This window comes from Nocardia sp. NPDC046763, from assembly GCF_040645495.1.
GTDB lineage: Bacteria > Actinomycetota > Actinomycetes > Mycobacteriales > Mycobacteriaceae > Nocardia.
Window position 1 is genome coordinate 14,711 of sequence record NZ_JBEYYI010000025.1, and the last position, 25,294, is coordinate 40,004.

The following is a 25,294-nucleotide window of genomic DNA, read 5'->3' on the forward strand; positions in this document are numbered from 1 at the left end:
GGGTGAACTCAGAGTGCCGCGGCCGCCCGCTGCCTCGCGAAGAAATCGAGCACGGCCGTGTGCCAGGCGTCGGGCTGCTCCACCATGACGACGTGCCCGCCCGGGAGCTCGGTGTACTCGGCCCCCGGAATCCCGGCGGCCTGCGCGCGGGCGTTGGCCGGATCGCAGAGCAGGTCGCCGGTGAGCCCGATGACCAGCGTCGGTACCGCCACCTGCGGCAGGTCGGCGCGCACATCCGTGTGCTCGATCAGCGCCGCCTGCGCGGCGGTGCCGCCCGGGATGTTCGCCGCGGTCTGCGCCAGGATCTCCGAAAGCTGCTCTTCGGGAAGGGCATTCACGAAGTCCGCGCTGAACCCGGCGAGCAGGACGAACCGCGCGAAGGATTCGCGGTCCCCGGCGGCCAGGGCACGCTGCCACAGCTGGATGTTCAGCCGCGACCGATTGTCGGGCTTGGCGAAGCCGCCGGTGAGCACCAGCCCGCGTACCCGCTCCGGATGCCGCACCGCCGCCCGGATCGCCACCGCGGTGCCGAGGGAGAAGGCGACGATCGAAAAGGTCCCGGCCCCTCGAGCCACCGCCTCGGCGACCAGGGCGTCGGCGAGGGAGTCCAGCGTGAGCGGAGTGTCATCGGTCGGGTAATCGGACCCGATGACCAGGTGATCGGTGGCGAGCAGAGGGATCAGGCCGCCGAAGTTGGCATCGATGCCGCCGCCCCCGCCGTGGGCCAGCACGATGGCGGGGCCGGAACCGGAGACCTGGGTGGTGAGGACCGGGCTTTCGGAAGAAATGTTCGTCATGGCGGCGACGTTAGGGATTCACATGGGTGTGAAGGTCAACGCGATGTGCGGGAGGTCACAGTGCTGATCGGCGAACTGTCCCGGGCCACCGGGGTGCCCGCCCGGCTGCTGCGCTACTACGAGGAGCAGGGGCTGCTTGTCCCGCACCGTGATTCGAACGGCTACCGCAGCTACCCGGCCACCGCCCCGGATCGGGTCGCCCGCATCCGCGAACTCCTCGACGCCGGACTGCCCACCCGCGATATCCGGGAACTGCTGCCCTGCGCCACCGACTCCGGCTTCCAGCACTGCGACCATTCCCGGCGGGTGGTGAGCGACGGTCTCGATCGCCTCGACGACCAGATCGCCGACCTGACCCATCGCCGCATGCTGCTGGCCCGGCAGCAGGACGCGGTCCTGGCCGCGCCCTACGACCCGAATCCCGGTGTGGCCGAGGCGTCCTGAGCCGACTCGGAACGACTAGGCGGTTCCTTCCCGGAGGCGGCGATTGACCTCGGTGAAACCCGCTGCCACAGCGGCCAATTGCTCGGGAGTGAAGGCGTCGATGAAGAATTCGCGCACTGTCTCGACGTGACCCGGGGCGGCCTGGTCGAGGCGCTCGCGTCCGGCGTCGGTGAGGCGGGCGTAGACCGCGCGTAGATCGGTGCGGCAATTGCGGCGGGTCACCAAGCCCGCTTTCTCCAGTTGGTCGACCTGGTAGGTGAGCTTGCTCTTGGAGTTGAGCAGGGTCGAGGCCAGTTCGGTCATGCGCAGTTCGCCGTCGGGGGCGGCGGCGAGGCGAACCAGGATCTCGTATTGCAGGTGGGAGAGTCCGGAGTCCCGCTCGAGCTGTCTGCCGAGTCGGCGTTCCAGCAGGCTGGAGGCACTCAGGAAGGCCAACCAGGCCGCCCGCTCCTCCTCGTTCAGCCAGCGTGGACTCATCTGCCCAGGTTACAGCCGGTTGTTCGAGTCGGAATAACCTTCCGCCTCCTGCGGTTCAAATTTGAACACTGTGCCCCATTCAAAGAACTGGTCCCTGGCCTCAGGAGAACTCTCATGAGCAGCACCTTCGTCGGCGCAAGCGTTCGCACCCGCGTGCGGATTCCGCTGACCTTCGCCGACGGCTACTCGACCACCGCACAGGCGGTCACCTTCGATGGCCTCGCCGACGGCCGCGAGCACGTGGCCCTCGTCCTCGGTGAACCCGACCCCGGTCCGGACGGGCCGGGCACGCCGCTGGTGCGGCTGCACTCGGAATGCCTCACCGGCGATGTCTTCGGCTCCGCCCGCTGCGACTGCGGACCGCAGCTGCGCGAGGCCGTCGAGCTCATCACCGGCACCGGCGGCATCCTGCTCTACCTGCGTCAGGAGGGCCGTGACATCGGCCTCTACAACAAGCTCGACGCCTACGCCCTGCAGGACTCGGGCCTGGACACCTACCAGGCCAATACCGAACTCGGCTTCGACGAGGATGCCCGCGACTACACCGCGGCCGCCCAGATGCTGGCCGCCCTCGGCGTCGGTGAACTCGACCTGCTCACCAACAATCCCGACAAGGTCCGCCAGCTGACCGCCCTCGGCGTGACGGTGCGCGACACCGTCCCCACCGGCGTCCACGCCACCCCCGACAACCTGCGCTACCTGCGGGCCAAGGCCGAGCACACCGGGCACACCATCCGGCTCGTCGGCTGAGCCGACCATAGCAATCCCCGAAAGGAAATCCCATGTCCCAGGCCGTGACTCACGAGCGGACGGACCGCATGCCGGTGCTCTACCTGAGCCACGGCGCACCGCCCCTGGCCGACGACCCGATCTGGCCCGGCCAGCTCGCCGCCTGGTCGGCCGAACTGCCCAGGCCCACCGCCATTCTGGTGGTCTCCGCGCACTGGGAGGACGCGCCCGTCACTCTCGGCGCGACCACCACCGTGCCGCTGCTCTACGACTTCTGGGGCTTCCCCGAGCACTACTACCGGGTCCGCTACGCCGCACCCGGCGCTCCCGACCTGGCCGTGAAAGTCCGTGCGCTGCTGGGCGGTCCGGGCCGGCCGGTGCACGAGGCGCCGACCCGTGGCCTCGACCACGGCGCGTACGTGCCGCTCGTCGAGATGTATCCCGACGCCGACATCCCGGTCCTGCAGCTGTCCCTGCCGACCCTCGACCCGGTCGGCCTCTACGACCTGGGCCGTCGTCTCGCCCCGCTGCGCGACGAGGGTGTCCTCATCCTCGGCAGCGGCTTCTTCACGCACAACCTGCGTGAGGCGAACTTCTCCATGCCGGCCGACTTCGCGCCCGGCTGGTCCCAGGAATTCGACCACTGGGGTGACGAGGCGCTGGCCGCCGGTGACATCGACGCCCTGCTGGACTTCGAGCACACCGCCCCCGACGCCCGCCGCGCCCACCCGCGCACCGAGCATTTCGCGCCGCTGTTCGTGACCCTCGGCGCGGGCGCGGACGAACTGGCCACGCAGCACACCGCCATCGACGGTTTCTGGTACGGAATGGCCAAGCGCTCCATCCAGATCGGCTGATCCGGGCGGAGCCGGGGCTCAGTTCCGCCGGCGGGCAGCGCCGTTCGACCCGACCAGCGGATCACACACCTGGCCGCCCCCGTAGAGCTCGATCTTGTGGTCGAGGACCACCAGGGTGGACTGGAGTTCCTCGATCTGGGTGAGCACTTCGGCGCGGGTTCGCCGGAACATCTCGAGCCGCTCCGGATAGGTGTGCTCCCCGGCCCGCACCAGCTCCGCGTACTTGACCATGTCGGCCACCGACATGCCCGTGCGCCGCAGCTTCCCGATGAACGCCAGCCACCCCAGATCCCGGTCGCTGAACCGGCGCTGGCCGGAGTGGTCGCGGCCCACGTAGTCCATCAGGCCGATGCGCTCGTACCAGCGCAGCGTGTCCCGGGTCAGGCCGCAGCGATCGGAGACCTCGCCGATCGAATACCGCGGACGTTCGTGTTCCACGGTGTCCTGTGGTGCCGGATTGCGCTGTTGTACCGGTGCTGCGCTCATCGGTCTCACCCCTTCCTGCCGAACCATCCACAACGCTAGTGGGTTGGAGTGCACTCCAAGCAAGCCTTCGGGCGTGCGACGGTGGGGGATCTGGGGTGCGCGAAGTTTCGGTGTGCGGCTCGACCGGCTCGTTTCGCGCCTACCCTGGGGTCATGGCTGGAAAAGACGTGGATCGGATCAGGGCTCGCTCGGCCCTGGAGACGGCCAAGGAACAACCGGTGATCACGGCCATTGCCGCGCTGCCCGTGGTGGCGGTGCTGGGCGTGGTGTGGTGGCTGCTCGGCTTCTGGCCGGCGCTGCTGCTCCTGCTGATCTTCGGTGGTGTCGTGGTATGGAAGGGCAAGCTACTCGGCTGAGCCCGGCCCTGCCGAGGTAACCGGACCTACCGCGGCACGTGGAATCGCACCAGTTCACCCGTGCCCGGGTCGGCGGCTGCCCACGGGCGGTCGAACTCGATGACCGCCAGCGCCGAGGTGGGGAATTTCGCGCTCATCTCCTCGGCCGGGCCGGAACGCCGGTTGGCTGCCAATTCCCATGCCGTCCAGGGCATTCCGGGGGAGTGGCCGATGACCAGCAGGGTTTCCACGGCATCGTCGGTGAGTTGCAGCATCTCGATGATGACGTGCGGGGACGCCTCGTAGATCGAACCCTCGAATGTCACCGGCGCGGTGATGCCGGTGGCCGCCAGGGTCTCCCGCGTCCGCGTCGAAGTGGAACAGAGGACGGCGTCGATCTCCGGCTGGGTGGCGCGCAGCCAGTCACCCGCCAGCGCCGCCTCGCGCCGCCCGCGCGGGGCCAGGGGCCGCTCATGGTCTTGCACGCCCTCGGGGTATCCGGATTTGCCGTGCCGCATCAGGATGAGAGTCCGCACCATAGGCATTACGGTAGGGGGCCTCGAGTGCGCCCAGGAGACCGGTCTCACAGCGGTGCACGCCGGTGCCGACGCGAGACAGTGCTCACACTCGAGGCACACTGAAGGTGGCGACACATCGCAGTGCCGACACCCGATGGAACGCCGCCTATATTAGAACGTGTTCTACCGACCCTGCTCGAGCCCGAGCGGAGTATTACACGCGACAGTTTCGAGGATCTGCGAGATATGGCCTATGTGATCACGCAGCGTTGTTGCAACGACGCCAGCTGCGTACCCGAGTGTCCGGTCGATTGCATTCGTCCCACGCCCGAGCAACGCGAGTTCGCCACCACCGAGCAGCTCTACATCGACCCGGACACCTGCATCGACTGCGGCGCCTGTGTCGATGCCTGCCCGGTCGACGCGATCTTCTCCGAGGACGATCTGCTCGCCTCGCTGGCGCGCTTCCGCGATATCAATGCCGCCTACTTCCAACGGCATCCGCTGGAGTCGAACTTCGAGCCGCTGGTCGCGTCGTCACGGGCGCCCAAGGAACTGGGCACGCTGCGGGTCGCCATCATCGGCGCGGGCCCCGCCGCCTGCTACGCCGCCGAGGAGCTGCTGCGCCGCGCCGACGTCGAGGTGGAGCTGTTCGACCGGCTGCCCACCCCGTACGGCCTGGTGCGCGCCGGCGTCGCCCCCGACCACCCGGGCACCAAGTCGGTGGCCGGCCTGTTCGAGTCGGCCTTCCGGCGCGAGGCCTTGCAGTACCGGTTGAATGTCGAAGTCGGCAAGCACATCTCGCACGAGGAGCTGCTCGCCCACCACCACGCCGTCATCTACGCCGTCGGCGCGGCCACCGACCGCCACCTCGGCATTACCGGCGAGGATCTGCCCGGCAGCCACTCCGCCACCGAGTTCGTGGCCTGGTACAACGGCCACCCGGACTTCGCCGACCGCGAATTCGACCTCTCCGGCGAGCGCGCCGTCATCGTGGGCAACGGCAATGTGGCGCTCGACGTGGCCCGCGTGCTCACCGTCGGCCCGGACGAGCTGGCCAAGACCGATATCGCCGACCACGCCCTGGATGCGCTGCGCCGCAGCAACATCAAGGAGGTCGTGGTGCTGGGCCGCCGCGGTCCGCTGCAGGCCGCCTACACCTCGCCGGAATTCCTGGCGCTGACGCACCTGAAGGGCGTCGACATCATCGTCGACCCCGAGGACCTGGTCCTGGACCCGGCCTCGCAGGCTGAGCTGGACGACCCGGAGGTCGAGCCCTCGCTGCAGCTCAAGTACACCCTCGCCCAGGAATACGCCGCCGGTTCCCGCAACCCGGACAACAAGCGAATCGTGTTCCGCTACCTGGTCTCTCCGACCGCCATCACCGGCGCCGGCAAGGCCGAGGCGGTCGAGTACGTGCACAACGAGCTGGTCGAGGAGAACGGCCGCACCGTGGCCCGCGCCTCGGACCGCACCGGCACCCTCGAGGTGTCGCTGGTGCTGCGCTCCATCGGCTACAAGGGCGAGCCCGTCGCGGACGTGCCGTTCGACGAGTCCGCCGGCGTCATCCCCAATGACAAGGGCCGAGTCCTGGCCGACGGCAACCCCGTTCCGGGCGTCTACGTCTCCGGCTGGATCAAGCGCGGCCCGCGCGGCGTCATCGGCTCCAACCGGGTCGACTCGCAGGAGACCGTCGATCAGCTCATCGAGGATTTCACCCAGGGCAAGCTCGCTGCCCCGCAAGCCGATCGCGCGGCGTTGGAGGCCCTGCTCGCCCAGCGGCAGCCCGACCAGATCGGCCGGGACGGCTGGAAGGCCATCGACGCCGCCGAGAAGACCGCGGGCAAGTCCGCGGGCCGCCCGCGCGTGAAGTTCACCAGCGTCGAGGACCTCCTCAAGGCCGCCAAGGGGTAAACCCAACTCTCGGGACTCTCCGGGGCTTCGCCCCCGAACCCCGTGGAACGCGGACCTGTCCCTGCAGCAACGGCTGTGGCCCCGCCTGTAATGGGTGGGGGCACAGCCGTTTTGGCGGTTGGCCTGGGAGTTGACGGCCGATGAGGAGGCCGTCCTCGGCGCACAGGGAGGGGACGGCGGGGTCGGGTTGGGCATTGGTGATCGGCCCGTCTCGCAGCGCCGCAGGCAAATGTCCAGCGAACGTATTGGCCCGCAGGGAATGTCGCATAAGGTCAGCCGATTTCGCAGTTGCGCCACCGGCTCAGCTGAGCAGTATCGGATTCAGCTGGGCAGTATCGGATTCAGCTGGGCAGCGGTCCGATGCGCACCGCCGTGGTCGTCACCCCGCCCACCACGAACCACAGCCGCAGCGCCGCCGGATGCCCGGTGCGGTCGCCCGGCTCGTACCGGCTGCGCACGCTGATGTGCTGACGCGCCAGCACCGGCGCCACATACTCGATGACCGCGCGATGCGGCCCGGCCACCAGCTTCGGGTAGTCGACCAGGTACTGCTCCACCGCCTGCCAGTAGGCCGCGTTGTTCACGTGGTTGTACTGGTCGATATCGGTGGCGCGCACCGGGAACGGCAGATCCACGTCCGATTCCGGCGGCGTGGGGTCGGTGAGCCAGGGCCGCCAGCGCAGCCGGTGCTGATCGGTGGTGCGGGCGAGTTCGGCCAGGCCCTCGTCGCTGATCCGGGTCGGCATATTGGTGAACTCGTTGATATTGATCCAGAACCCTTCGGTCTCGATCAGACCACCGTTCTCGCTGGTGATTCGCACCCGCATATTGGTCCACCGCGTCGACATGGCCGAACACCAGCGCCGCAGTTCCACCCGGTCCGGCCAGTGGATGGGCCGCACCACGTCCACCACGGTGCGCCGCACGATCCAGGCCGGATCCGTCTGATGGAAGAATCCGGATTGCATTTCCTCCCAGGCGATGTCCTGGAGATAACGGGCCACGGCATCGAATCGCAGCCGTTGATAGGGATCCACATCGCCGGCTCGGGCGGGCCACGCGGAAGCGAAGCCCATGCCCTCCTGGGGAAGCGGGGCGAGTGGCTCATCGAGTGACACTGGTGCTCCTCGCGCTGCACGGTGTGCCGCATGTCTTTCCAAAAGCACCGGTGAGGTGCTTGCTGACCGAAGTCCGTGACATGACTCTACGGGGCGTGCGGGACACACTCTCGTCGAGTCACCTGTACTTCTGTTCGTGGAACGACAGTGTTTCTCGGCTGCGGAGATCAGTCCAGCCGAATGGGAAACGGCACTGTTCGGGGCTTGACGGCGTCGTCGCGCAATGTCGCCGTTATCGGCGGAGGGACTATGTCGCTTTTGGGGGAATGACAGTGCGTCGCACGGCCCGTAGCCTTTCCTGTTGTACATCCAGCAGCAGGGAGGACGACGCAGGGTGGCCGCAGGGGCGAGGGCCGGTTCGCGGTTCGGGCAGTACGAGTTGCGGCGGCTGCTCGGGGTCGGCGGCATGGGCGAGGTCTACGAGGCCTACGACACGGTGCGCGACCGGGTGGTCGCGGTGAAACTGCTGGATGTCGACCTGGCGCGGCAGCCCACGTACGTCGAGCGCTTCCGCCGCGAATCCCGCACCGCCGCCAAGCTCCAGGAACCGCACGTCATTCCGGTGCACGACTGGGGTGAGGTGGACGGCGTCCTGTTCATCGACATGCGGCTGGTGCGCGGCCGCGACCTCAAGGCTTACCTGCACGACGAGGGCCCGATGGCGCCCGAGCAGACCGTCACCGTGGTGGAGCAGGTCGCCTCCGCACTCGACGCCGCTCACGAGAGTGGGCTCGTACACCGCGACGTCAAACCCGCCAATATCCTGCTCACCGGCGAAACCTTCGCCTACCTGGTGGATTTCGGCATCGCGCACACCGAGTCCGACGTCCAGCTCACCCAGACCGGCAATGCCATCGGCTCCTTCGCCTACATGGCCCCGGAACGCTTCGAGCACAATGCCTCCGTCTCGCCCGGCGCCGACATCTACGCGCTGGCCTGCGTGCTCTACGAATGCCTCACCGGCGGGCCGCCGTTCCGGGTGGAGGGCAATCTCGCCACCATCCGGGCCCACATGCTCACGCCCCCGCCGCGGCCCAGCGTCCGTGCCGGGGTCCCGGTCGGCCTGGACCAGGTGGTCGCCATCGGCATGGCCAAGGATCCGACCCGGCGCTACGCCACCGCCGGGCAACTCGCCCGCGCCGCCCGGGCCGCGCTGATACGGGTCGGCCACGGCGAGCCCACCCGCACCACCGTGCCGCCCGCCCCGCCGACCATCGGCTCCCCGGCCGTCCCGCCCGGGCACTCCGGGCCGAATTACCTCGACCGGCCGTCGGGCTCCGTCGAATACCCGCGTCCGGGTCACCCGTCCGGGACCGGCAATGTTTCCGGGGGTGCTCATCCCTCGGGCCCGGTGGATTACCCCCGTGGCGGCCAGGTTTCCGCTCCGCACACCGGGCCGGGCAACAACGAACCGACCGTGCTGCGGCGCCCGATTCCCCCCGCGCAGGCCGGGTACCTGCCCGGTCATCCGCCGTACGAAAATCCGGCAGCGTCCTACGCCGCAAACCCCGCACCGCCCTACGAGAACCCGGCCCTGCCCCGCGAGCACCCCTCCGCGCCGCTGCCGTTGCCTCCCCGGCAGCGCAACAACCTGCCGCTGCTGGTGGGTGCGCTCATCGGGGTGGTCCTGGTGCTGGGCGCGGTGCTCGCGTGGGCGCTGTTGTCCGGCAGGACCGGTGGCAACGATGCCGGCGGCGTCACGACGGTCACCGGTCCGGCGCAGACCACCGCCGCGCGCACCTCGATGACCACGGCCCCCACGACCGCCCCGACCACCACCCTGGCCCCGCTCTCGGGCACCGTATCCGGCACGGACGCACAGGGTTTCACCGCGCAGCCGCCGCACTGCAATCTCGATGACCCGGCGATGGCCATCGGCCGCACCGACAAGTCGCGCCTGGTGGTGTGCCGCACCGCGACCGGCCGCTTCTACTACAAGGGCGTGCGCATCAGCGACAACGCGGGCATCCAGCTCGATGACCCGGTGCCCGACGGTACCGGCGGCTTCACGGTCACCAATCCGACCGACGGCACGCAGTACCGGATCACCGCCTACAGCCTGGTCATCACCACTGGCGGTCAGGTCGCGGCAAATGAGTCCATGATCGAATACGCCCATCGCTGAGCCTCGGCGACCGAATTCCTTCGTGCCCGGCCGAATGATGTTGTTGCTCTCCGGCTCCCAAGGCGACAACTGATTTCGGAACGTTCGGGGTAACTCGTCGGGTACGCCCTGAATTGTTTCGGCACCATCCGCAGGCACGGGTACGAAACCGGCAACGGCTCTCAGCCGTCCGCCGAAGGCGCGGGGCGGCGGGGGGTGCTACGTTCGGCAGGTATCCGCCGGCGAATTGATCGGAGTTGATCGAGAATGCGCGCAGCCGTGGTGAGCAAGCTGGAAGGCCCGGAGGCCATCGAAGTTCTCGATATTCCCGAGCCGGCGGGGTATCCGGGCGGCGTCGTCATCGACGTGCACGCGGCCGGGATCGCCTTCCCCGATGTGCTCATGACCCGCGGTCTGTACCAGATGAAGCCGCCGCTGCCCTACGTCGTCGGCTGCGAGGTCGGTGGCATCGTGCGCCAGGCGCCGGAGGGCTCGCATGTGCGGCCCGGCGACCGGGTGGTCGCGCTGACCCTGCTCGGCAACGCGGCCGCGGAAGTCGCGGTGGCGCCGGCGGAGATGGTCTTCAAACTACCCGACAATGTCTCGCTGGAGTCCGGGGCGGGCGTGCTGTTCAACGACCTGACCGTGCACTTCTGCCTCCGGAACCGCGGCCGCCTGGCCCCGGGGGAGACCGTGCTGGTGCACGGCGCCGCCGGCGGCATCGGCACCTCCACGCTGCGCATGGCGCAGGCGCTGGGCGCTGGCCGCGTCGTCGCCGTGGTCAGCACCGAGGAGAAGGCCGAGGTCGCGCGCGCCAACGGGGCCACCGACGTGGTGCTCACCGACGGCTGGCTGGCCGCGGTCAAGGAACTCACCGGCGGCCGCGGCGTCGACATCGTGCTCGATCCGGTCGGCGGCGACCGCTTCACCGACAGCATCCGCTCGCTGGCTTCGGCCGGGCGGCTGCTGGTGGTCGGCTTCACCGCGGGCGACATCCCCACCGTCAAGGTGAACCGCCTGCTGCTCAAGAACGTCGAGGTGGTCGGCGCGGCCTGGGGTGAATGGGTCATGTCGCACCCGGGCTACCTGCAGGAACAGTGGGCCGAGGTGGAACCGCTGCTCGCGAACGGCAAGATCACCCCGCCGGAGCCCGTCCTCTACGCCCTCGCGCACACCGCCGAGGCGGTCTCCGCCCTCGACAAGCGCACCGCCACCGGCAAGGTCGTCATCACCCTCCGCTGACCGGATCGCCCGGCGCGATCGCGCGAACCAGGTGCGGCTCACGTAGCGTCACCGATCGTGAAGCTGTCCAACCGGGTGCTGAACCGGACCCTGCTCGCGCGTCAGCATCTGCTCGAGCGGTCCGGGCTCGGCGTGCACGCCCTGTGCGACCACCTCGTCGGCCTGCAGGCGCAGGACATGCTGCCGCCGTTCGTCGCATTGTGGAGCCGCACAGCCGATTTCGATCCCGAGACGGTGTCCGAGGCCCTCGACGACCGGTCGCTGGTGCGAATCACCCTGATGCGCGGCACCATTCACCTGGTCACCCCGCCCGACGCGCTGCGCATCGCCCCGCACATCCAGCCCGAACTCGAAAAGATCCCCTTCCGTAAGGGTTTCAACTTCGGCGCGCTGGTCGGCCTGGATCCCGAGGAGGTGCGTGCGCAGGGGGAACAGGTACTCGGTGAGGAGCCGACCCCCGCCGCCGCGCTGCGCGAACACGCCGCCGCCCGGTACCCGGATCGCGATCCCGGCGCGATCGTGCAGGCCTGGCTCTACCAGCTCCCCGTCCTGCAGACCCCGCCGCGCGGCCGCTGGGGCGACAGCAGCCGCCCGGTCTGGTCCCGCGTGCAACCCTGGCTCGGCGAATCCCTCGACCCCGGTTATCCGCTGGAGGAACTGCTGCTGCGCTATCTGCGCGCCTTCGGTCCCGCCACCACCATGGACATGCAGACCTGGTCCAAGCTCACCGGCATGAAGAAGGCCGTCGAGAAGCTCGGCGACCGCGTCCGTACCTACACCGACGACCGCGGCCGCACGCTCTACGACGCCGCCGACGCCACCCTCGCCGACCCCGACCTGCCCGCCCCCGTCCGCTTCCTCGGGTGGTACGACAACGCCATCCTGTCCCATCAGGACCGCACCCGCATCGTCCCCGACGGCAATGCCCCGCCCCTGCGCGCCTTCGCCAACCAGGTCTCCCCGATCCTGATCGACGGCTTCCTGGCGGGCGTCTACAAGGTGTTCGCCAAGGGGGACACCGCGTCGCTGCGGATCAGCCCGCACGCCAGGTGGTCCCGCGCCGACCGCGCCGCGGTGGAGGCGGAAGCCGCTGCCCTGCTGTCCTTCTCGGAACCGGACCGCAAGCCCGTCGTCGAAATCCTCGATCCCGGAGCGGACCTGCGTCCCTGACCGGGCGATCCGCTCCGGATTCTCAGTGCGCGGCGCGGTACGCCGGCGCCTTGCTCGACCCGGACGGGGTGAGCGTGCGCAGCAGCGGCAGGGTGCGCTGCGGGACCACGGTCGACAACACCACCACGCTGTGCGATCGCACCACCGAGCTGGTCCGGTCGATGCTCAGCAGGACCGCCTGCAAGCCGGCGTGCGAATCCGCGCCGATCCGGCACAGCACATCCCCGGAACCGGTGGTGGCGTAGGCCTCCAGCACACCGGGGATGGCGTCGAGGTCGTTGGCGACCGCCTCCAGCGCGCCCTGCGCGATCTCCAGCGTCACGAACGCCTGCACATCGAAACCGGCCGCGGTGACATCGATCTGCGGATCGTAGGAGGAGATCACCCCCGCCTCCTCCATGCGCGCGATGCGCGACTGCACGGTGGCGCGGGCGACCCGGGTGCGACGGGAGAGTTCCAGAATGCCCGCCTTCTGGTACTCGTGCATGGCGGTGAGAATGGCCAGATCCAGCTCATCCAGCCGGGCGGGCGTGCGGGACATGGCGGAACCTCCGCTCGTGAGTTCACTGCTATTCAAATTGTCCAGCACCTGGCCGCAGATGATGGTGCAATTCACCAGAGTGTCCAGTGGAATTCAGCGATATTGCCTAGTGGCGACCGCTGGGCTTTTCCTGGGCACATGAGCATCGACGCAGGACACCACGGCAGCGCTCACGCCCGCTCCGGAGTCGCTCGGGCCCGATCCGGCGACCTGCCCGGCGACGACGAACTCCGCCGCCTGGTCGGCCTGGTGGACCACGATGCCGCCGCCGACCCGTTCCCCGTGCTGGGCTGGGACGCCATCGTCTGGGTGGTCGGCAATGCCACCCAGACCGCGCACTACCTCCAGTCCGCCTTCGGCATGCGGTTGGAGGCCTACTCGGGTCCCGAAACCGGCAATCGTGACCACAAGGCCTTCGCACTGCGCAGCGGCGGCGCCCGATTCGTCGTCAAGGGCGCGGTGGATCCGGCCAGTCCGCTTGTCGCACACCACGATCTGCACGGGGACGGGGTGGTGGACATCGCGCTCGAGGTCCCGGATGTGGACCGCTGCATCCGCCGCGCCCGCGCCCAGGGCGCCACTGTACTGGTCGAACCGCACGACGAGACCGACGACTACGGCACCGTCCGCACCGCCGCCATCGCCACCTACGGCGACACCCGGCACACCCTCGTCGACCGCTCCCGCTACTACGGGCCCTACCTGCCCGGCTACACCCCGCGCCGCTCCGCCTACGCCCCGCGGGCCGGGCAACCCCGGCGCATCTTCCAGGCCATCGACCACGTGGTCGGCAATGTGGAACTCGGGCGCATGGACGAATGGGTCGAGTTCTATCGGCGCGTCATGGGTTTCGAGAACCTGGCCGAATTCGTCGGCGACGACATCGCCACCGAGTACTCCGCCCTGATGAGCAAGGTGGTGGCCAACGGCAACCACCGGGTCAAGTTCCCGCTCAACGAGCCCGCTCCCAGCCGCAAACGCTCCCAGATCGACGAGTACCTCGAGTTCTACCGCGGCCCCGGCGTCCAGCACATCGCGCTGGCGACCGGCGACATCCTCGCCGCCGTCGACGTGCTGCGCCGCGAGGGCATCGAATTCCTCGACACCCCCGACAGCTACTACGAGGACCCGGAACTGCGCGCCCGCATCGGCCACGTCCGCGTCCCGGTCGCCGAACTGCAGCGCCGCGGCATCCTGGTCGACCGTGACGAGGACGGCTACCTGCTGCAGATCTTCTGCAAACCCATCACCGACCGGCCCACCGTCTTCTTCGAGCTGATCGAACGCCACGGCTCCCTCGGTTTCGGCAAGGGCAACTTCAAAGCCCTCTTCCAGGCAATAGAACGTGAACAGGAAGCACGCGGAAACCTCTGACAGTCACTTCACTTCGCATTCCGGTACCGTCCAGAACATGAACTCGCGAACCCGTCCCGGAGCGAAGCGGAGGGGCAAGATGGGCACCGCGATCGTCACGGGGTTGAGCCTCGCGCTGCTGCTGTCGGCGTGTGGGGGGAAGAGCGATTCCGGCGACGAACCGGGGTTCCGGCCGCCGCAGAAGGTAGCGGCGCTGGGCCCGTTCGTCGGGGAGTGCGGCCATCTCACCGACGACGAGGTACGCGACCTGGGTGGGCTCGGCACCCTCACCACCGTCTTCAAGAACTCGACCGGCTGCAACTGGCAGGCCGGCGGAATCAGTTCCTCCAGCGTCACTTTCGCGTCCTACCGCGGCAGCCCCATCGATCGCGAGAAGGCGTGGGTAGCCAGCGTCGGTCGCACCCCGGACACCATCGACGTGGGCGGGAAGAAGGGCTTCCAGGCCCTCGACCCCAGCAACGCCGTCTGCGATCTCGCGGTGCAGCTGGACGACGACTTCTTCGAATGGTCCATCTCCTACGGGGTATTCAGCAGCGGCAACCTCGGCAACCCGTGCGACCGCACCCACAAGATGGCCGAACTGACCGTGCAGCGGCTCGGATGAGGGGGATCGGAATGTCAGCTCGATCCAGGCGGGTACGCGGCGCGGTCGCCCTCTCGGTGCTGGCCCTGACCGCCGCGCTGGCCGGCTGCGGCAAGACGGTCCCCGGCAGCGCCCTGCCTGCGGGCGGCACCACCGGCACCGGCGGAACCTCGCGCATCAATACCAATTTCGACAAGCTGCTGCGCGAATGCCAGGTGGTCGCCCAGGACGACATCGCGAAATCGGTGGGCGACAACATGTATGTGGAGCCGTCCTTCAATGGCGCGGTCTGCATGTGGAACCTCACCGGCGGCACCGCCGGCAGCGGCATGGTCACCCTCAGCTGGTACGAGCTGGGCTCGCTCAACAACGAGAAGCAGAACAACGACCGCCTGAAGTATGTGACGAACGACATCACCGTGCAGGGCCGCCGCTCGGTCGAAACCCGCCGCCCGAACGATGCGGACTCCTGTGGCGTGAGCGCGCCGGCCGCGGATACCGGTATCGTCGGCTGGTGGGTCAACTACCGCAGCGGATCTCAGCATGCGGACCCCTGTGATGCGGCGCGCAAGCTGGTCGAGTTGACGTTGAACCTGGCTCGATAAGGGCTCTACCAGCCCCGGTGTGGGGACCCTCTTTTGCCCCCGAAAGAGCCGACGAGTATCGTGGACCGCTGTGCCCGGAGCATGCGGGCAAGTTGATGTGCAGTACGTAGGCCAGCGAGAGCGGCTGACCGTTTCAGCATGCCTTGAAAAAGGCCTCTGAGCTGTGCACGACACGCCCGACCTCGTGGTGGAGAAATGCTACGAGAGCAGGGCGGAAAGCTCGAATGACAAAGACATGAAGTTCCAGACACCTGGTTACTAAAAGGAAAGCCGGTCTATGCCAACCATCAACCAGCTGGTCCGTAAGGGTCGCCGCGACAAGGTCGCCAAGACCAAGACTGCGGCCCTCAAGGGGAGCCCGCAGCGTCGTGGCGTGTGCACCCGCGTGTACACCACGACCCCGAAGAAGCCGAACTCCGCGCTGCGTAAGGTCGCGCGTGTTCGCCTGACCAGCGCGGTCGAGGTCACGGCTTACATCCCCGGTGAGGGCCACAACCTGCAGGAGCACTCGATGGTGCTCGTTCGCGGCGGTCGTGTGAAGGACCTCCCGGGTGTGCGCTACAAGATCATCCGCGGCTCGCTCGACACCCAGGGTGTCAAGAACCGCAAGCAGGCCCGCAGCCGCTACGGCGCCAAGAAGGAGAAGAGCTAATGCCGCGTAAGGGTCCCGCTCCCAAGCGTCCCCTGATCAACGACCCGGTCTACGGCTCGCCCCTGGTGACGCAGCTGGTCAACAAGATCCTGCTGGACGGCAAGAAGTCCACCGCCGAGCGCATCGTTTACGGCGCCCTCGAGCAGGCTCGTGAGAAGACCGGCACCGACCCGGTCGTCACCCTCAAGCGCGCGCTCGACAACGTCAAGCCCGCCCTCGAGGTCAAGCCCCGCCGCGTCGGTGGCGCCACCTACCAGGTGCCGGTCGAGGTTCGTCCCGGCCGCGCCAACACCCTGGCGCTGCGCTGGCTGGTCAACTACTCCCGCGCCCGTCGCGAGAAGACCATGATCGAGCGTCTGGCCAACGAGCTGCTGGACGCCAGCAACGGCCTGGGCGCTTCGGTGAAGCGTCGCGAGGACACCCACAAGATGGCCGAGTCCAACCGGGCCTTCGCGCACTACCGCTGGTGACCTGTGGCCCGGCCCTCCGTTCGGAAGTGCCGGGAGACGAGTCACATGTCGGGCGCGACAGCTGAGCTGTTTCAAGCGAGGCACCTACGCGTCGCGCCCGACGTTGACACCGAGGGCTTCGGAGAACTCGAGGCCTATCCCGTTGAATCCCAACTAGCTACGAGCGGGGAAGATTTCCGTGGCACAGGACGTGCTCACCGACCTGCACAAGGTCCGCAACATCGGCATCATGGCCCACATCGATGCCGGTAAGACGACGACTACCGAACGCATCCTCTTCTACACCGGTATCACCTACAAGATCGGTGAGGTGCACGACGGCGCCGCCACCATGGACTGGATGGCGCAGGAGCAGGAGCGCGGCATCACCATCACGTCGGCCGCGACGACCTGTTTCTGGAAAGACAACCAGATCAACATCATCGACACCCCCGGCCACGTGGACTTCACGGTCGAGGTCGAGCGCTCGCTGCGCGTCCTCGACGGTGCCGTCGCGGTGTTCGATGGCAAGGAAGGCGTCGAGCCGCAGTCCGAGCAGGTGTGGCGCCAGGCCGACAAGTACGACGTCCCGCGCATCTGCTTCGTCAACAAGATGGACAAGCTGGGCGCCGACTTCTACTTCACCGTCCAGACCATCAAGGACCGCCTGGGTGCGAAGCCGCTGGTCATCCAGCTGCCGATCGGCGCCGAGGACACCTTCGAGGGCATCGTCGACCTGGTCGAGAACAACGCCAAGGTCTGGCGGGGCGAGACCAAGCTCGGTGAGCAGTACGAGGTCGTCGAGATCCCGGCCGATCTGAAGGACCGCGCCGAGCAGTACCGCCAGGAGCTGCTCGAGACCGTCGCCGAGTCCGATGAGGCCCTGCTGGAGAAGTTCTTCGGCGGCGAGGAGCTCTCGGTCGAGGAGATCAAGGGCGCGATCCGCAAGATGACCGTGAACTCGGAGCTCTACCCGGTGCTCTGCGGTTCGGCGTTCAAGAACAAGGGCGTGCAGCCCATGCTCGACGCCGTCATCGACTACCTGCCGTCCCCGCTGGACGTCGAGTCCGTGCACGGTCACGTGCCGGGCAAGGAGGACGAGGTCCTCACCCGCAAGCCCAGCTCGGACGAGCCGTTCGCGGCGCTGGCGTTCAAGATCGCCACCCACCCGTTCTTCGGCAAGCTGACCTACGTCCGCGTGTACTCGGGCAAGGTCGACTCCGGTGCCCAGGTCATCAACGCGACCAAGGGCAAGAAGGAGCGTCTGGGCAAGCTGTTCCAGATGCACTCCAACAAGGAGAACCCGGTTTCCGAAGGTGTGGCCGGCCACATCTACGCGGTCATCGGCCTGAAGGACACCACCACGGGTGACACCCTGTGCGATCCGCAGAACCAGATCGTGCTCGAGTCCATGACCTTCCCGGACCCGGTCATCGAGGTGGCCATCGAGCCGAAGACCAAGGCCGACCAGGAGAAGCTGGGCGTCGCGATCCAGAAGTTCGCGGAGGAGGACCCCACCTTCAATGTGAAGCTGGACCAGGAGACCGGCCAGACCGTCATCGGCGGTATGGGCGAGCTGCAGCTCGACATCTACGTGGACCGCATGAAGCGCGAGTTCAAGGTCGAGGCCAACATCGGCAAGCCGCAGGTGGCGTACCGCGAGACCATCACCAAGAAGGTCGAGAAGCTCGAGTACACCCACAAGAAGCAGACCGGCGGCTCGGGTCAGTTCGCTCGCGTGATCATCGCCCTGGAGCCCTTCGTGGGCGAGGACGGCGCGACGTACGAGTTCGAGAACAAGGTCACCGGTGGCCGCGTTCCGCGTGAGTACATCCCGTCGGTCGACGCCGGTGCGCAGGATGCCATGCAGTACGGTGTCCTCGCCGGATTCCCGCTGGTCAACATGAAGGTCTCGCTGCTCGACGGCGCCTACCACGAGGTCGACTCCTCGGAAATGGCGTTCAAGATCGCCGGCGCGATGGCCCTCAAGGAAGCGGCCCGCAAGGCCGGTCCGGTGATCCTCGAGCCGCTCATGGCGGTCGAGGTCACCACGCCCGAGGACTACATGGGCGAAGTGATCGGCGACCTGAACTCCCGCCGTGGCCAGATCCAGGCCATGGAGGAACGCAGTGGTGCCCGTGTCGTCAAGGCGCTGGTTCCGCTCTCGGAGATGTTCGGCTACATCGGTGACCTGCGGTCGAAGACCCAGGGCCGAGCGAACTTCTCGATGGTGTTCGATTCGTACGCGGAGGTTCCGGCCAACGTGTCGAAGGAGATCATCGCCAAGGCGACCGGCGAGTAATTCGCTACGGGACGGGTTTGCGAGAATCCGTCCCGAGTCGGTCGTCTGAACGACCCCCTGTAAGAAAAAACCGCACTGCTGCAAAAGCAACGCACTAACTAGTCCAGGAGGACAACAGTGGCGAAGGCGAAGTTCGAGCGGACGAAGCCCCACGTCAACATCGGCACCATTGGTCACGTCGACCACGGCAAGACCACGCTGACTGCCGCGATCACCAAGGTGCTGGCTGACACCTACCCGGACGTGAACGCTGCGTTCGCGTTCGACCAGATCGACAAGGCGCCGGAGGAGAAGGCTCGTGGTATCACGATCAACATCTCCCACGTTGAGTACCAGACCGAGAAGCGCCACTACGCGCACGTCGACGCCCCCGGTCACGCGGACTACATCAAGAACATGATCACCGGTGCCGCCCAGATGGACGGCGCGATCCTGGTCGTGGCCGCCACCGACGGCCCGATGCCGCAGACCCGTGAGCACGTGCTGCTCGCCCGTCAGGTCGGCGTGCCCTACATCCTGGTCGCGCTGAACAAGTCCGACATGGTCGACGACGAGGAAATCCTCGAGCTCGTCGAGATGGAGGTCCGCGAGCTGCTGGCTTCGCAGGAGTTCGACGAGGATGCCCCCGTCGTGCGCGTCTCCGGCCTGAAGGCGCTCGAGGGCGACCCGAAGTGGACCCAGTCCGTGCTGGAGCTCATGAACGCCGTCGACGAGTCGATCCCGGACCCGGTCCGTGAGACCGACAAGCCGTTCCTGATGCCGATCGAGGACGTCTTCACGATCACCGGTCGTGGCACCGTCGTCACCGGTCGTATCGAGCGCGGTGTGATCAACGTGAACGAGGAAGTCGAGATCGTCGGCATCCGCGAGAAGTCGCAGAAGACCACCATCACCGGTGTCGAGATGTTCCGCAAGCTGCTGGACCAGGGCCAGGCGGGCGACAACGTCGGTCTGCTGGTTCGTGGTCTGAAGCGTGACGACGTCGAGCGTGGTCAGGTCGTCGTGAAGCCGGGCACCACCACCCCGCACACCGAGTTCGAGGGCCAGGCGTACATCCTGTCGAAGGACGAGGGTGGCCGCCACACCCCGTTCTTCAACAACTACCGCCCGCAGTTCTACTTCCGTACCACCGACGTGACCGGCGTCGTGACCCTCCCCGAGGGCACCGAGATGGTCATGCCGGGCGACAACACCGAGATGAGCGTCAAGCTCATCCAGCCGGTCGCCATGGACGAGGGCCTGCGTTTCGCGATCCGTGAGGGTGGCCGCACCGTCGGTGCCGGTCGTGTCACCAAGATCGTCAAGTGATTTTCCGAAATCACCGGTGATTCTCTGAATCGCTGACGAACGGCGTCGCTCCGAAAGGAGCGGCGCCGTTTGCGTTTCCGCGCTCCGGTCCACCCGGCGCACCACGCGATCCAGTAGCAGCCTCGAACGACGGGCCTGGCGGATCCGGGGGTGATCATGGCCGGTCGAGCTCGAATGGCGCGGATCATGACTCGCGATCGCGACCAGCGTCCCCCCAATGTGGAGAGCTTTGCCGTGCTGAGCCCGAACGCGATCGTGATGGTTAGCGCGGACGCCGGATTCTGGTCCCGGACCCGATGCCCCGTCGGCGGATGTGCAGGCCGGCAAGTGCTATCTCGCCTACGGGCGCTATCTCGCGGTCGTCAACGACAAGGATCGGGCCGAAGCCAGGCAACGCGCCGCCGCGCAATATGCACTGCTGGCCAACAGTTTCTGACTTCCGTCAGCAGACCTGCGCCTGCGAGGCTGTCGCGCCGAGGAGGCGGCCGGACTCGAAAGTAGCCGCGGCGGTGGGGAGTTGAGCGGTACGGCCGGAGGCCAGGACGCGGACGGTGCCGGTGCCCGCGGTGGGGCGGCTCAGCGCGTCCATGCGGCGCAGGGTTTGGCCGGCGACGGCTTCGGCGCTGTCGAAGACGCGGACGCCCGGGGGGAGGGTGGTGAGGATGTCGTCGAGGACGAGGGGGTAGTGGGTGCAGCCGAGGACGATGCCCTCGGTGTCGGCGGGGGTGCGGGCGGCGGCGTCGGCGATGGCCTCGGCGATGACGGGGAGGTCGCCGCGGTCGATGGCGTCGGCCAGGCCGTGGCAGGCCACGCCGGTGATATCGGCGTCGCCGCCGAAGCGGGCGATGAGGTCGGCCTGGTAGGCGCTGGCGGTGGTGGCCGCGGTCGCCCAGACCGCCACCTTCCGGCAGGCCGCGGCGGCGGGTTTGATGGCGGGCACGGTGCCGATGACCGGCACGCCGGGGCCGACCATGGTGCGGACGTGCTCGAGGGCCTGCACGCTGGCGGTATTGCAGGGCAGCACAATGACTTCCGCGCCCTCGCTCAGGGCGAGGCGCACGGTGTCCAGTACCCGGTCGATGACCCACTGCTCGGGTTTGGGTCCCCACGGCGCGCCGTCGGGGTCGTTGAGCAGCAGCAGGTCGAGATCGGGCCGCAGCTTCCGCAACCAGGCGGCCGTGGGGAGCAACCCCAGTCCGGAGTCGATGAGCGCGACGATCACACCCTGCACGGTAGTGAAGGAACCGCCTCCGCCGCGAACTGCGGGTCGAAAAACCGCGTGGGCGTGGCTCGGCCGACTGCGGCCGAGCGGGTCAGCCGACCGTCGCCGAGGGGCGCAGGGTCGCGGCGAGCTGGGCACGGGCCTTCATGACCTTCCCGGCCATGCTCGCGCCGACGACGGCGACGAGTTCGCCGCCGCGCAGGTAGTGGGCGAGGAACTTGCGCCCCTTGTCCTCGACGATCTGCACCTCGTCGGCGAGCGCCGGGATGCCGAGCACCTGGATCTTCACGTCGTACTGGTCGCTCCACACGTAGGGCACCTGCACCTCGGTGGACCGGTCGGCGCCCAGGAGCGCGGCGGCCAGCAGCTGGGCCTGCTCACCGGCGTTGGTCCAGTGTTCGACGCGCTTGTTGCGGCCGCTCGCATGCGGCCAGGCGGCCACGTCGCCGAGCGCCCAGACGCCGGGGACGCTGGTGCGCCCGGTGTCGTCGGTGAGGACGCCGCCGCCCTCGGCGGGCGCGGCCAGCGGGATCCCGGAGTCGTCGAGCCAGCCGGTGACGGGCACCGATCCGATGCCGATGACCACCAGGTCGGTCTCGATCACGCTGCCGTCGGTCAGCCGCACGCCACGGACCGTGTCGTCTTCGGTGGCAAGTGCCGAGTTGTCCTCGGTGACAAGCGATTCCACGCCGATCCCGCACCGCAGTTCGACGCCCTCGGTTTCGTGGAGCCGGGCCACCAGCGCGCCGACCTGTTCGCCGAGCGCGGCGAACAGGGGAGTGGGCTGTGGCTCGACGATGGTCACCGCCAGTCCGCGGGACCGGAAGCTGGCGGCCAGTTCGCAGCCGATGAAGCCCGCGCCGACGATGACGGCCTTGCGTGCGCTGCCGAGGTGTTCGCGCAGGGCGTGGGCGTCGGCGTGCGAGCGGAGCACGTGGACGCCCGAGACCTCGGGCAGACCCGGGATTCGCCGCGGCCGCAAACCCGTGGCGATCACGAGGGCGTCGTATCCGGCTTCACTGCCGTCGGAGAGCCGGACCCGCCGGGCGGCGGTGTCGACGCCGGTGGCGGCGACTCCCAGCCGGAGCCGGATGTGCTGCTCGGTGAAGAATTCCGCGGGCCGCAGGGCGGTGTCGTCGGTTTCGCCGCGCACGTACTGCTTGGAGAGCGGCGGCCGGTCGTAGGGCGCGCGGTTCTCGTCGCCCAGCAGGGTGAGTTCGCCGGAGTAACCCGCACGTCGCAGCTCTTCGGCCGTGCGCAGTCCCGCGAGGCCCGCGCCGACAATTAGAACGTGTTCTACCGAGTGCGACATGCGCCAACCTTAGCTGTTCCCGAGGTCACGCGCCGACGTGTCGACCGTCACACCCGAGATGCGGCCCAATCGTGTCCGGGCATTTATTGATCGGGCGGTCAATCAGGAATACAACGGGATCAGAACATATTCCCTGGCCTTTCAAAGGAGGCATTCCATGTTCACCGTGAGTCGCGCGGAGCAGGCCATGACGGTCGTGCTCGGCGCAATCGCCGCGCTGTCCCCGATCTGGGTGGCGCACAGCAACCGTGCACTGTGGACCCTTGTGGTGCTCGGCGTGCTGGTCGCACTCGCGGGCCTGGCGCAGATCGCGGAAATGGCGACCGGCACGGTCGGCTACGCGCTCGGCGTGCTGGGCGTCCTCATGTTCATCTCCCCGTGGGTGATGAACTTCCACTCCTACAGCGGCGCTTCCTGGGTCGCGTGGATCGTGGGTGTGTTGACGGTCGTGGTCGCGCTGGCGGAGATGCCCGAGGTGTCGGGCCGCTTCGGCGCAGCGGCGCATCACTGACCGATTCGCGGCGTGCCGGCCTCGGCTCTCCGTGATCACGGGTGCACAGTCCTCGTGACCGCGGGAGACGCAGCGAGGTCGGCGCGTCCGCGCGTTATGCTTGTCATCTACGTCCGCCGACCGGTGGCGGCCGCCTCCGCGTCGAAGCGTGAGGAGGAAGTCGAGCAGTGCCCACATCACGCAAAGCGGAATCGGATTCGTCGCGCACAGCAGAGTCTGAACTGCTGCGCAGTGTGGGACCCGCGCCCCGCCGGGTGGGGCGTCGTCGCAGCAAAAAGGTCGATGGTGACGCTCGCCAGCTCATCCTGGATGCCGCCGAACGGCTTTTCGCGGCCAATGGATTCGACGCGACTCCCACGGCGTCCATCGCCGAGGAGGCCGGGGTGCCCAAGGGCCTGGTCTTCTACTACTTCCCGACCAAGGGCGCGATTCTGTCGGCGCTGATGGCCGAGCGGGTCCCCTCGCAGCCGCTGGACGATATCGAGTCGGTGGTGGTGCCGGGTGATCCGGCCAAGAGCCTGGTCAATATGGATGCCGCGCTGAATCTGCGCGAGAACAATTCCTCGGTGCTGCGGGTGATCATGTGGCGCGAGGCCGATACCCATCCGGATGTGCGGAAACAATTGCGCCGCATGCGAGATCAATTGCTGGACGCGACCGCGCGGGTGCTGGCGGCGAGCGCGCCGGCCCCGGTGCAGCCGGGGACATTGCGGGCGTGTGCGGCGGCGTGGGTGTCGGCGATGCTGGCCATCGCGAGTACGGATCGGTTGCACGCCCTGGACGGGGTGCCGCTGCCGACGGCCGACGAAATTCTGAATGTTGCGCAGGTGGTGGCGGCGGGCATGACCCATCTGGGTTGAGGTTGCGAGGATCCTCAGTGACCACTGAATGTTTGCTGGCGTGTCGCTGTTTCCTCTGGTGAACTCCCGAATCACACTCGTTGTGGGGTAATCATGCGATTCTCACTGCGAAATTCGTGGAGGAACTGGTGTATACCAAGTTATTGCTGCGTGGTTTCGGAATCCTGGCGGCGGGTCTCGCGCTCGCGGGCATGACGCCCACGGTGCACGCGGATCCGATCTACCCCGCGCCCGATCCGGATCCGTTCTACGCGCAACCGGCCGATATCGCCGGCCATAACCCGGGCGACGTGTTGGCGGTGCGGCCCATGCCGCCGCTGCCGATGTTTCCCGAGACCACCGTCACGATGGTGAAATTTCGTTCCACGAATTCCGAGGGTGGTCCGATCGCGGCGGTCACCACGGTGCTCACCCCGCGCGAGCACCAGCCGGACGGGCCGCTGCTGTCGTATCAGCACATCATCAACAGCCTGGGCTCGGAATGTGCGGTGTCGCGGGTGCTGTACACCGACGACCCGAATCTGCAGGTGCGCGAGGCGGTCGCGCTGAATGTGGCGCTCCGGCGCGGCTGGTCGGTGGCGCTGCCGGATCATCTGGGCCCGAATTCCGCCTACGGCGCAGCCAGATTGGGCGGGATGATCACCCTGGACGGTATTCGCGCGGCGAAGCGGCTGCCGGAATTGGCGGTGGCGAACAGCCGGGTGGCGATGGCCGGATATTCCGGCGGCGGCATGGCGACCGCGTGGGCGGCGGCGCTCGCGCCCCGCTATGCGCCGGAGTTGGGGATCGCGGGCGCGGCCACGGGTGGCGTGCCGATGAATCTGGTGAAGATGGTGAACGCTCTTGGCCTGCAACCGCATCCGGTGTTCGGGCTGGCGATGGCGGCGGCCATCGGATTGGAGCGGGAGTATCCGGACCGGTTGCCGATCAGCACCCAGATGAACGCGGCCGGGCTGGCCGCGCGCAATGCCATGGCCAATGGCTGCGCCAATGAAATCATGGCGATCGGCGCCGGGCACAGTGCGCCCGAATTCGCGGCCAGCACCTCGCTGATCGACGATCCGGCGGTGATGTCGGTGCTGCAGGAGAACAGTCTGGAACTGTACGACGGGGTGCCGAATACGCCCATCTTCGAATGGCATTCGCCGAGTGATCCGCTGATTCCGGTGGACGCCATCGTGAATACCGATCATCGTTATTGCGCGGCCGGGGTGCAGCTGGAGATGGATCTGAATCCGTCCCCCGAGCATCTGTCGGCGGCGGTGCTGGAACTGCCCGCCGTGCTGCAGTGGATCGACGCGCGGCTGCGCGGCGAACCCGCTCCGAGCAATTGCTGAGCGGTATCAATGCCCCAATACCGTTGGTCGTGAGCCGGTTTCGCCGT

27 protein-coding genes are annotated in these 25,294 nt (G+C 67.8%); 19 read left to right on the plus strand and 8 right to left on the minus strand.

Annotation, left to right across the window (positions count from 1 at the left end):
* Window positions 1-8: 8 nt before the first annotated feature.
* Complete coding sequence (locus ABZ909_RS32160; protein ID WP_357007166.1) at window positions 9-797, minus strand: alpha/beta hydrolase; 789 nt, start codon at window positions 795-797, stop codon at window positions 9-11.
* Between the two features lie 45 nt (window positions 798-842).
* Between ABZ909_RS32160 and ABZ909_RS32165 the strand changes: the two genes are divergently transcribed.
* Window positions 843-1,241, plus strand: a complete 399-nt coding sequence (locus ABZ909_RS32165; protein WP_357007169.1) for a MerR family transcriptional regulator — start codon at window positions 843-845, stop codon at window positions 1,239-1,241.
* 15 nt (window positions 1,242-1,256) lie between these two features.
* On the opposite strand, the gene ABZ909_RS32170 is transcribed toward ABZ909_RS32165, so the two are convergent.
* Window positions 1,257-1,718, minus strand: a complete 462-nt coding sequence (locus tag ABZ909_RS32170; protein WP_357007171.1) for a MarR family transcriptional regulator — start codon at window positions 1,716-1,718, stop codon at window positions 1,257-1,259.
* A 114-nt stretch (window positions 1,719-1,832) separates the two neighbouring features.
* Here ABZ909_RS32170 and ribA point away from each other — a divergent pair, with 114 nt between their 5' ends.
* Window positions 1,833-2,468, plus strand: a complete 636-nt coding sequence (ribA, locus tag ABZ909_RS32175) for a GTP cyclohydrolase II (RefSeq protein WP_357007173.1) — start codon at window positions 1,833-1,835, stop codon at window positions 2,466-2,468.
* 32 nt (window positions 2,469-2,500) lie between these two features.
* Window positions 2,501-3,304 carry a class III extradiol ring-cleavage dioxygenase gene (locus ABZ909_RS32180; RefSeq protein ID WP_357007175.1) on the plus strand — a complete coding sequence of 268 codons (804 nt, stop codon included), beginning with the start codon at window positions 2,501-2,503 and terminating at the stop codon, window positions 3,302-3,304.
* 18 nt (window positions 3,305-3,322) lie between these two features.
* On the opposite strand, the gene ABZ909_RS32185 is transcribed toward ABZ909_RS32180, so the two are convergent.
* Window positions 3,323-3,790 (minus strand): MerR family transcriptional regulator, encoded by a 468-nt coding sequence (locus ABZ909_RS32185; protein WP_357007177.1) that lies wholly within the window; start codon window positions 3,788-3,790, stop codon window positions 3,323-3,325.
* A gap of 152 nt (window positions 3,791-3,942) precedes the next feature.
* On the opposite strand from ABZ909_RS32185, the gene ABZ909_RS32190 reads away from it, so the two are divergent.
* The gene (locus ABZ909_RS32190; protein ID WP_354836509.1) at window positions 3,943-4,146 is read left to right on the plus strand and encodes a hypothetical protein; all 204 of its coding nucleotides are present in this window, start codon (window positions 3,943-3,945) and stop codon (window positions 4,144-4,146) included.
* Window positions 4,147-4,172: 26 nt separating this feature from the next.
* On the opposite strand, the gene ABZ909_RS32195 is transcribed toward ABZ909_RS32190, so the two are convergent.
* Entirely contained in the window at window positions 4,173-4,664 is a 492-nt protein-coding gene (locus ABZ909_RS32195; protein WP_357007179.1) for a histidine phosphatase family protein, read from the minus strand.
* Between the two features lie 225 nt (window positions 4,665-4,889).
* On the opposite strand from ABZ909_RS32195, the gene ABZ909_RS32200 reads away from it, so the two are divergent.
* Window positions 4,890-6,557 carry an FAD-dependent oxidoreductase gene (locus ABZ909_RS32200; RefSeq protein ID WP_357007182.1) on the plus strand — a complete coding sequence of 556 codons (1,668 nt, stop codon included), beginning with the start codon at window positions 4,890-4,892 and terminating at the stop codon, window positions 6,555-6,557.
* Between the two features lie 341 nt (window positions 6,558-6,898).
* Here the strand turns inward: ABZ909_RS32200 and ABZ909_RS32205 are convergent, their stop codons facing one another.
* Window positions 6,899-7,675: an acyl-ACP thioesterase domain-containing protein gene (locus tag ABZ909_RS32205; RefSeq protein WP_357007185.1), complete on the minus strand. Its 777-nt coding sequence runs from the start codon at window positions 7,673-7,675 to the stop codon at window positions 6,899-6,901.
* A gap of 334 nt (window positions 7,676-8,009) precedes the next feature.
* Between ABZ909_RS32205 and ABZ909_RS32210 the strand changes: the two genes are divergently transcribed.
* The 3 genes from ABZ909_RS32210 (at window position 8,010) to ABZ909_RS32220 (ending at window position 12,191) form a co-directional block, all read left to right on the plus strand.
* On the plus strand, window positions 8,010-9,800 hold the full coding sequence (locus tag ABZ909_RS32210) for a protein kinase (RefSeq protein WP_357007188.1): 1,791 nt from the start codon (window positions 8,010-8,012) through the stop codon (window positions 9,798-9,800).
* 246 nt (window positions 9,801-10,046) lie between these two features.
* Complete coding sequence (locus ABZ909_RS32215) at window positions 10,047-11,021, plus strand: NADPH:quinone oxidoreductase family protein (RefSeq protein WP_357007191.1); 975 nt, start codon at window positions 10,047-10,049, stop codon at window positions 11,019-11,021.
* Window positions 11,022-11,078: 57 nt separating this feature from the next.
* A complete protein-coding gene (locus tag ABZ909_RS32220; RefSeq protein WP_357007194.1) occupies window positions 11,079-12,191 on the plus strand; it encodes a winged helix DNA-binding domain-containing protein in 1,113 nt (370 codons plus the stop codon).
* Window positions 12,192-12,213: 22 nt separating this feature from the next.
* Here ABZ909_RS32220 and ABZ909_RS32225 read toward each other — a convergent pair whose 3' ends face one another.
* The gene (locus ABZ909_RS32225; RefSeq protein WP_357007197.1) at window positions 12,214-12,732 is read right to left on the minus strand and encodes an Lrp/AsnC ligand binding domain-containing protein; all 519 of its coding nucleotides are present in this window, start codon (window positions 12,730-12,732) and stop codon (window positions 12,214-12,216) included.
* Between the two features lie 138 nt (window positions 12,733-12,870).
* Here ABZ909_RS32225 and hppD point away from each other — a divergent pair, with 138 nt between their 5' ends.
* The 8 genes from hppD (at window position 12,871) to ABZ909_RS32265 (ending at window position 20,441) form a co-directional block, all read left to right on the plus strand.
* The gene (gene hppD / locus ABZ909_RS32230; RefSeq protein WP_357007199.1) at window positions 12,871-14,106 is read left to right on the plus strand and encodes a 4-hydroxyphenylpyruvate dioxygenase; all 1,236 of its coding nucleotides are present in this window, start codon (window positions 12,871-12,873) and stop codon (window positions 14,104-14,106) included.
* 37 nt (window positions 14,107-14,143) lie between these two features.
* Window positions 14,144-14,710: a DUF3558 domain-containing protein gene (locus ABZ909_RS32235; RefSeq protein WP_357007202.1), complete on the plus strand. Its 567-nt coding sequence runs from the start codon at window positions 14,144-14,146 to the stop codon at window positions 14,708-14,710.
* A gap of 11 nt (window positions 14,711-14,721) precedes the next feature.
* Window positions 14,722-15,294: a DUF3558 domain-containing protein gene (locus ABZ909_RS32240; RefSeq protein ID WP_357007205.1), complete on the plus strand. Its 573-nt coding sequence runs from the start codon at window positions 14,722-14,724 to the stop codon at window positions 15,292-15,294.
* 277 nt (window positions 15,295-15,571) lie between these two features.
* Window positions 15,572-15,946, plus strand: coding sequence for a 30S ribosomal protein S12 (gene rpsL, locus ABZ909_RS32245; RefSeq protein ID WP_014353064.1), 375 nt, complete (start codon window positions 15,572-15,574; stop codon window positions 15,944-15,946).
* Complete coding sequence (gene rpsG, locus ABZ909_RS32250) at window positions 15,946-16,416, plus strand: 30S ribosomal protein S7 (RefSeq protein ID WP_030517120.1); 471 nt, start codon at window positions 15,946-15,948, stop codon at window positions 16,414-16,416. Before rpsL ends, rpsG begins: the two co-directional genes overlap by 1 nt.
* A 178-nt stretch (window positions 16,417-16,594) precedes the next feature.
* Window positions 16,595-18,697 (plus strand): elongation factor G, encoded by a 2,103-nt coding sequence (gene fusA, locus ABZ909_RS32255; RefSeq protein ID WP_357007209.1) that lies wholly within the window; start codon window positions 16,595-16,597, stop codon window positions 18,695-18,697.
* Between the two features lie 117 nt (window positions 18,698-18,814).
* Entirely contained in the window at window positions 18,815-20,005 is a 1,191-nt protein-coding gene (gene tuf, locus ABZ909_RS32260; protein WP_357007212.1) for an elongation factor Tu, read from the plus strand.
* 313 nt (window positions 20,006-20,318) lie between these two features.
* Window positions 20,319-20,441, plus strand: a complete 123-nt coding sequence (locus ABZ909_RS32265) for a hypothetical protein (protein ID WP_357007214.1) — start codon at window positions 20,319-20,321, stop codon at window positions 20,439-20,441.
* Window positions 20,442-20,447: 6 nt separating this feature from the next.
* Here the strand turns inward: ABZ909_RS32265 and ABZ909_RS32270 are convergent, their stop codons facing one another.
* Both ABZ909_RS32270 and ABZ909_RS32275 read right to left on the minus strand, forming a co-directional pair.
* Window positions 20,448-21,227 (minus strand): aspartate/glutamate racemase family protein, encoded by a 780-nt coding sequence (locus tag ABZ909_RS32270; protein WP_357007217.1) that lies wholly within the window; start codon window positions 21,225-21,227, stop codon window positions 20,448-20,450.
* A 91-nt stretch (window positions 21,228-21,318) separates the two neighbouring features.
* Window positions 21,319-22,539, minus strand: coding sequence for an FAD/NAD(P)-binding oxidoreductase (locus ABZ909_RS32275; protein WP_357007220.1), 1,221 nt, complete (start codon window positions 22,537-22,539; stop codon window positions 21,319-21,321).
* Window positions 22,540-22,696: 157 nt separating this feature from the next.
* On the opposite strand from ABZ909_RS32275, the gene ABZ909_RS32280 reads away from it, so the two are divergent.
* The 3 genes from ABZ909_RS32280 to ABZ909_RS32290 all read left to right on the plus strand — a co-directional run bounded on the left by ABZ909_RS32280 (window position 22,697) and on the right by ABZ909_RS32290 (window position 25,247).
* Window positions 22,697-23,050 carry an SPW repeat protein gene (locus tag ABZ909_RS32280; protein ID WP_357007223.1) on the plus strand — a complete coding sequence of 118 codons (354 nt, stop codon included), beginning with the start codon at window positions 22,697-22,699 and terminating at the stop codon, window positions 23,048-23,050.
* Between the two features lie 221 nt (window positions 23,051-23,271).
* Window positions 23,272-23,910 (plus strand): helix-turn-helix domain-containing protein, encoded by a 639-nt coding sequence (locus tag ABZ909_RS32285; RefSeq protein WP_357007313.1) that lies wholly within the window; start codon window positions 23,272-23,274, stop codon window positions 23,908-23,910.
* 191 nt (window positions 23,911-24,101) lie between these two features.
* The gene (locus ABZ909_RS32290) at window positions 24,102-25,247 is read left to right on the plus strand and encodes a lipase family protein (RefSeq protein WP_357007315.1); all 1,146 of its coding nucleotides are present in this window, start codon (window positions 24,102-24,104) and stop codon (window positions 25,245-25,247) included.
* Window positions 25,248-25,294: the final 47 nt, after the last annotated feature.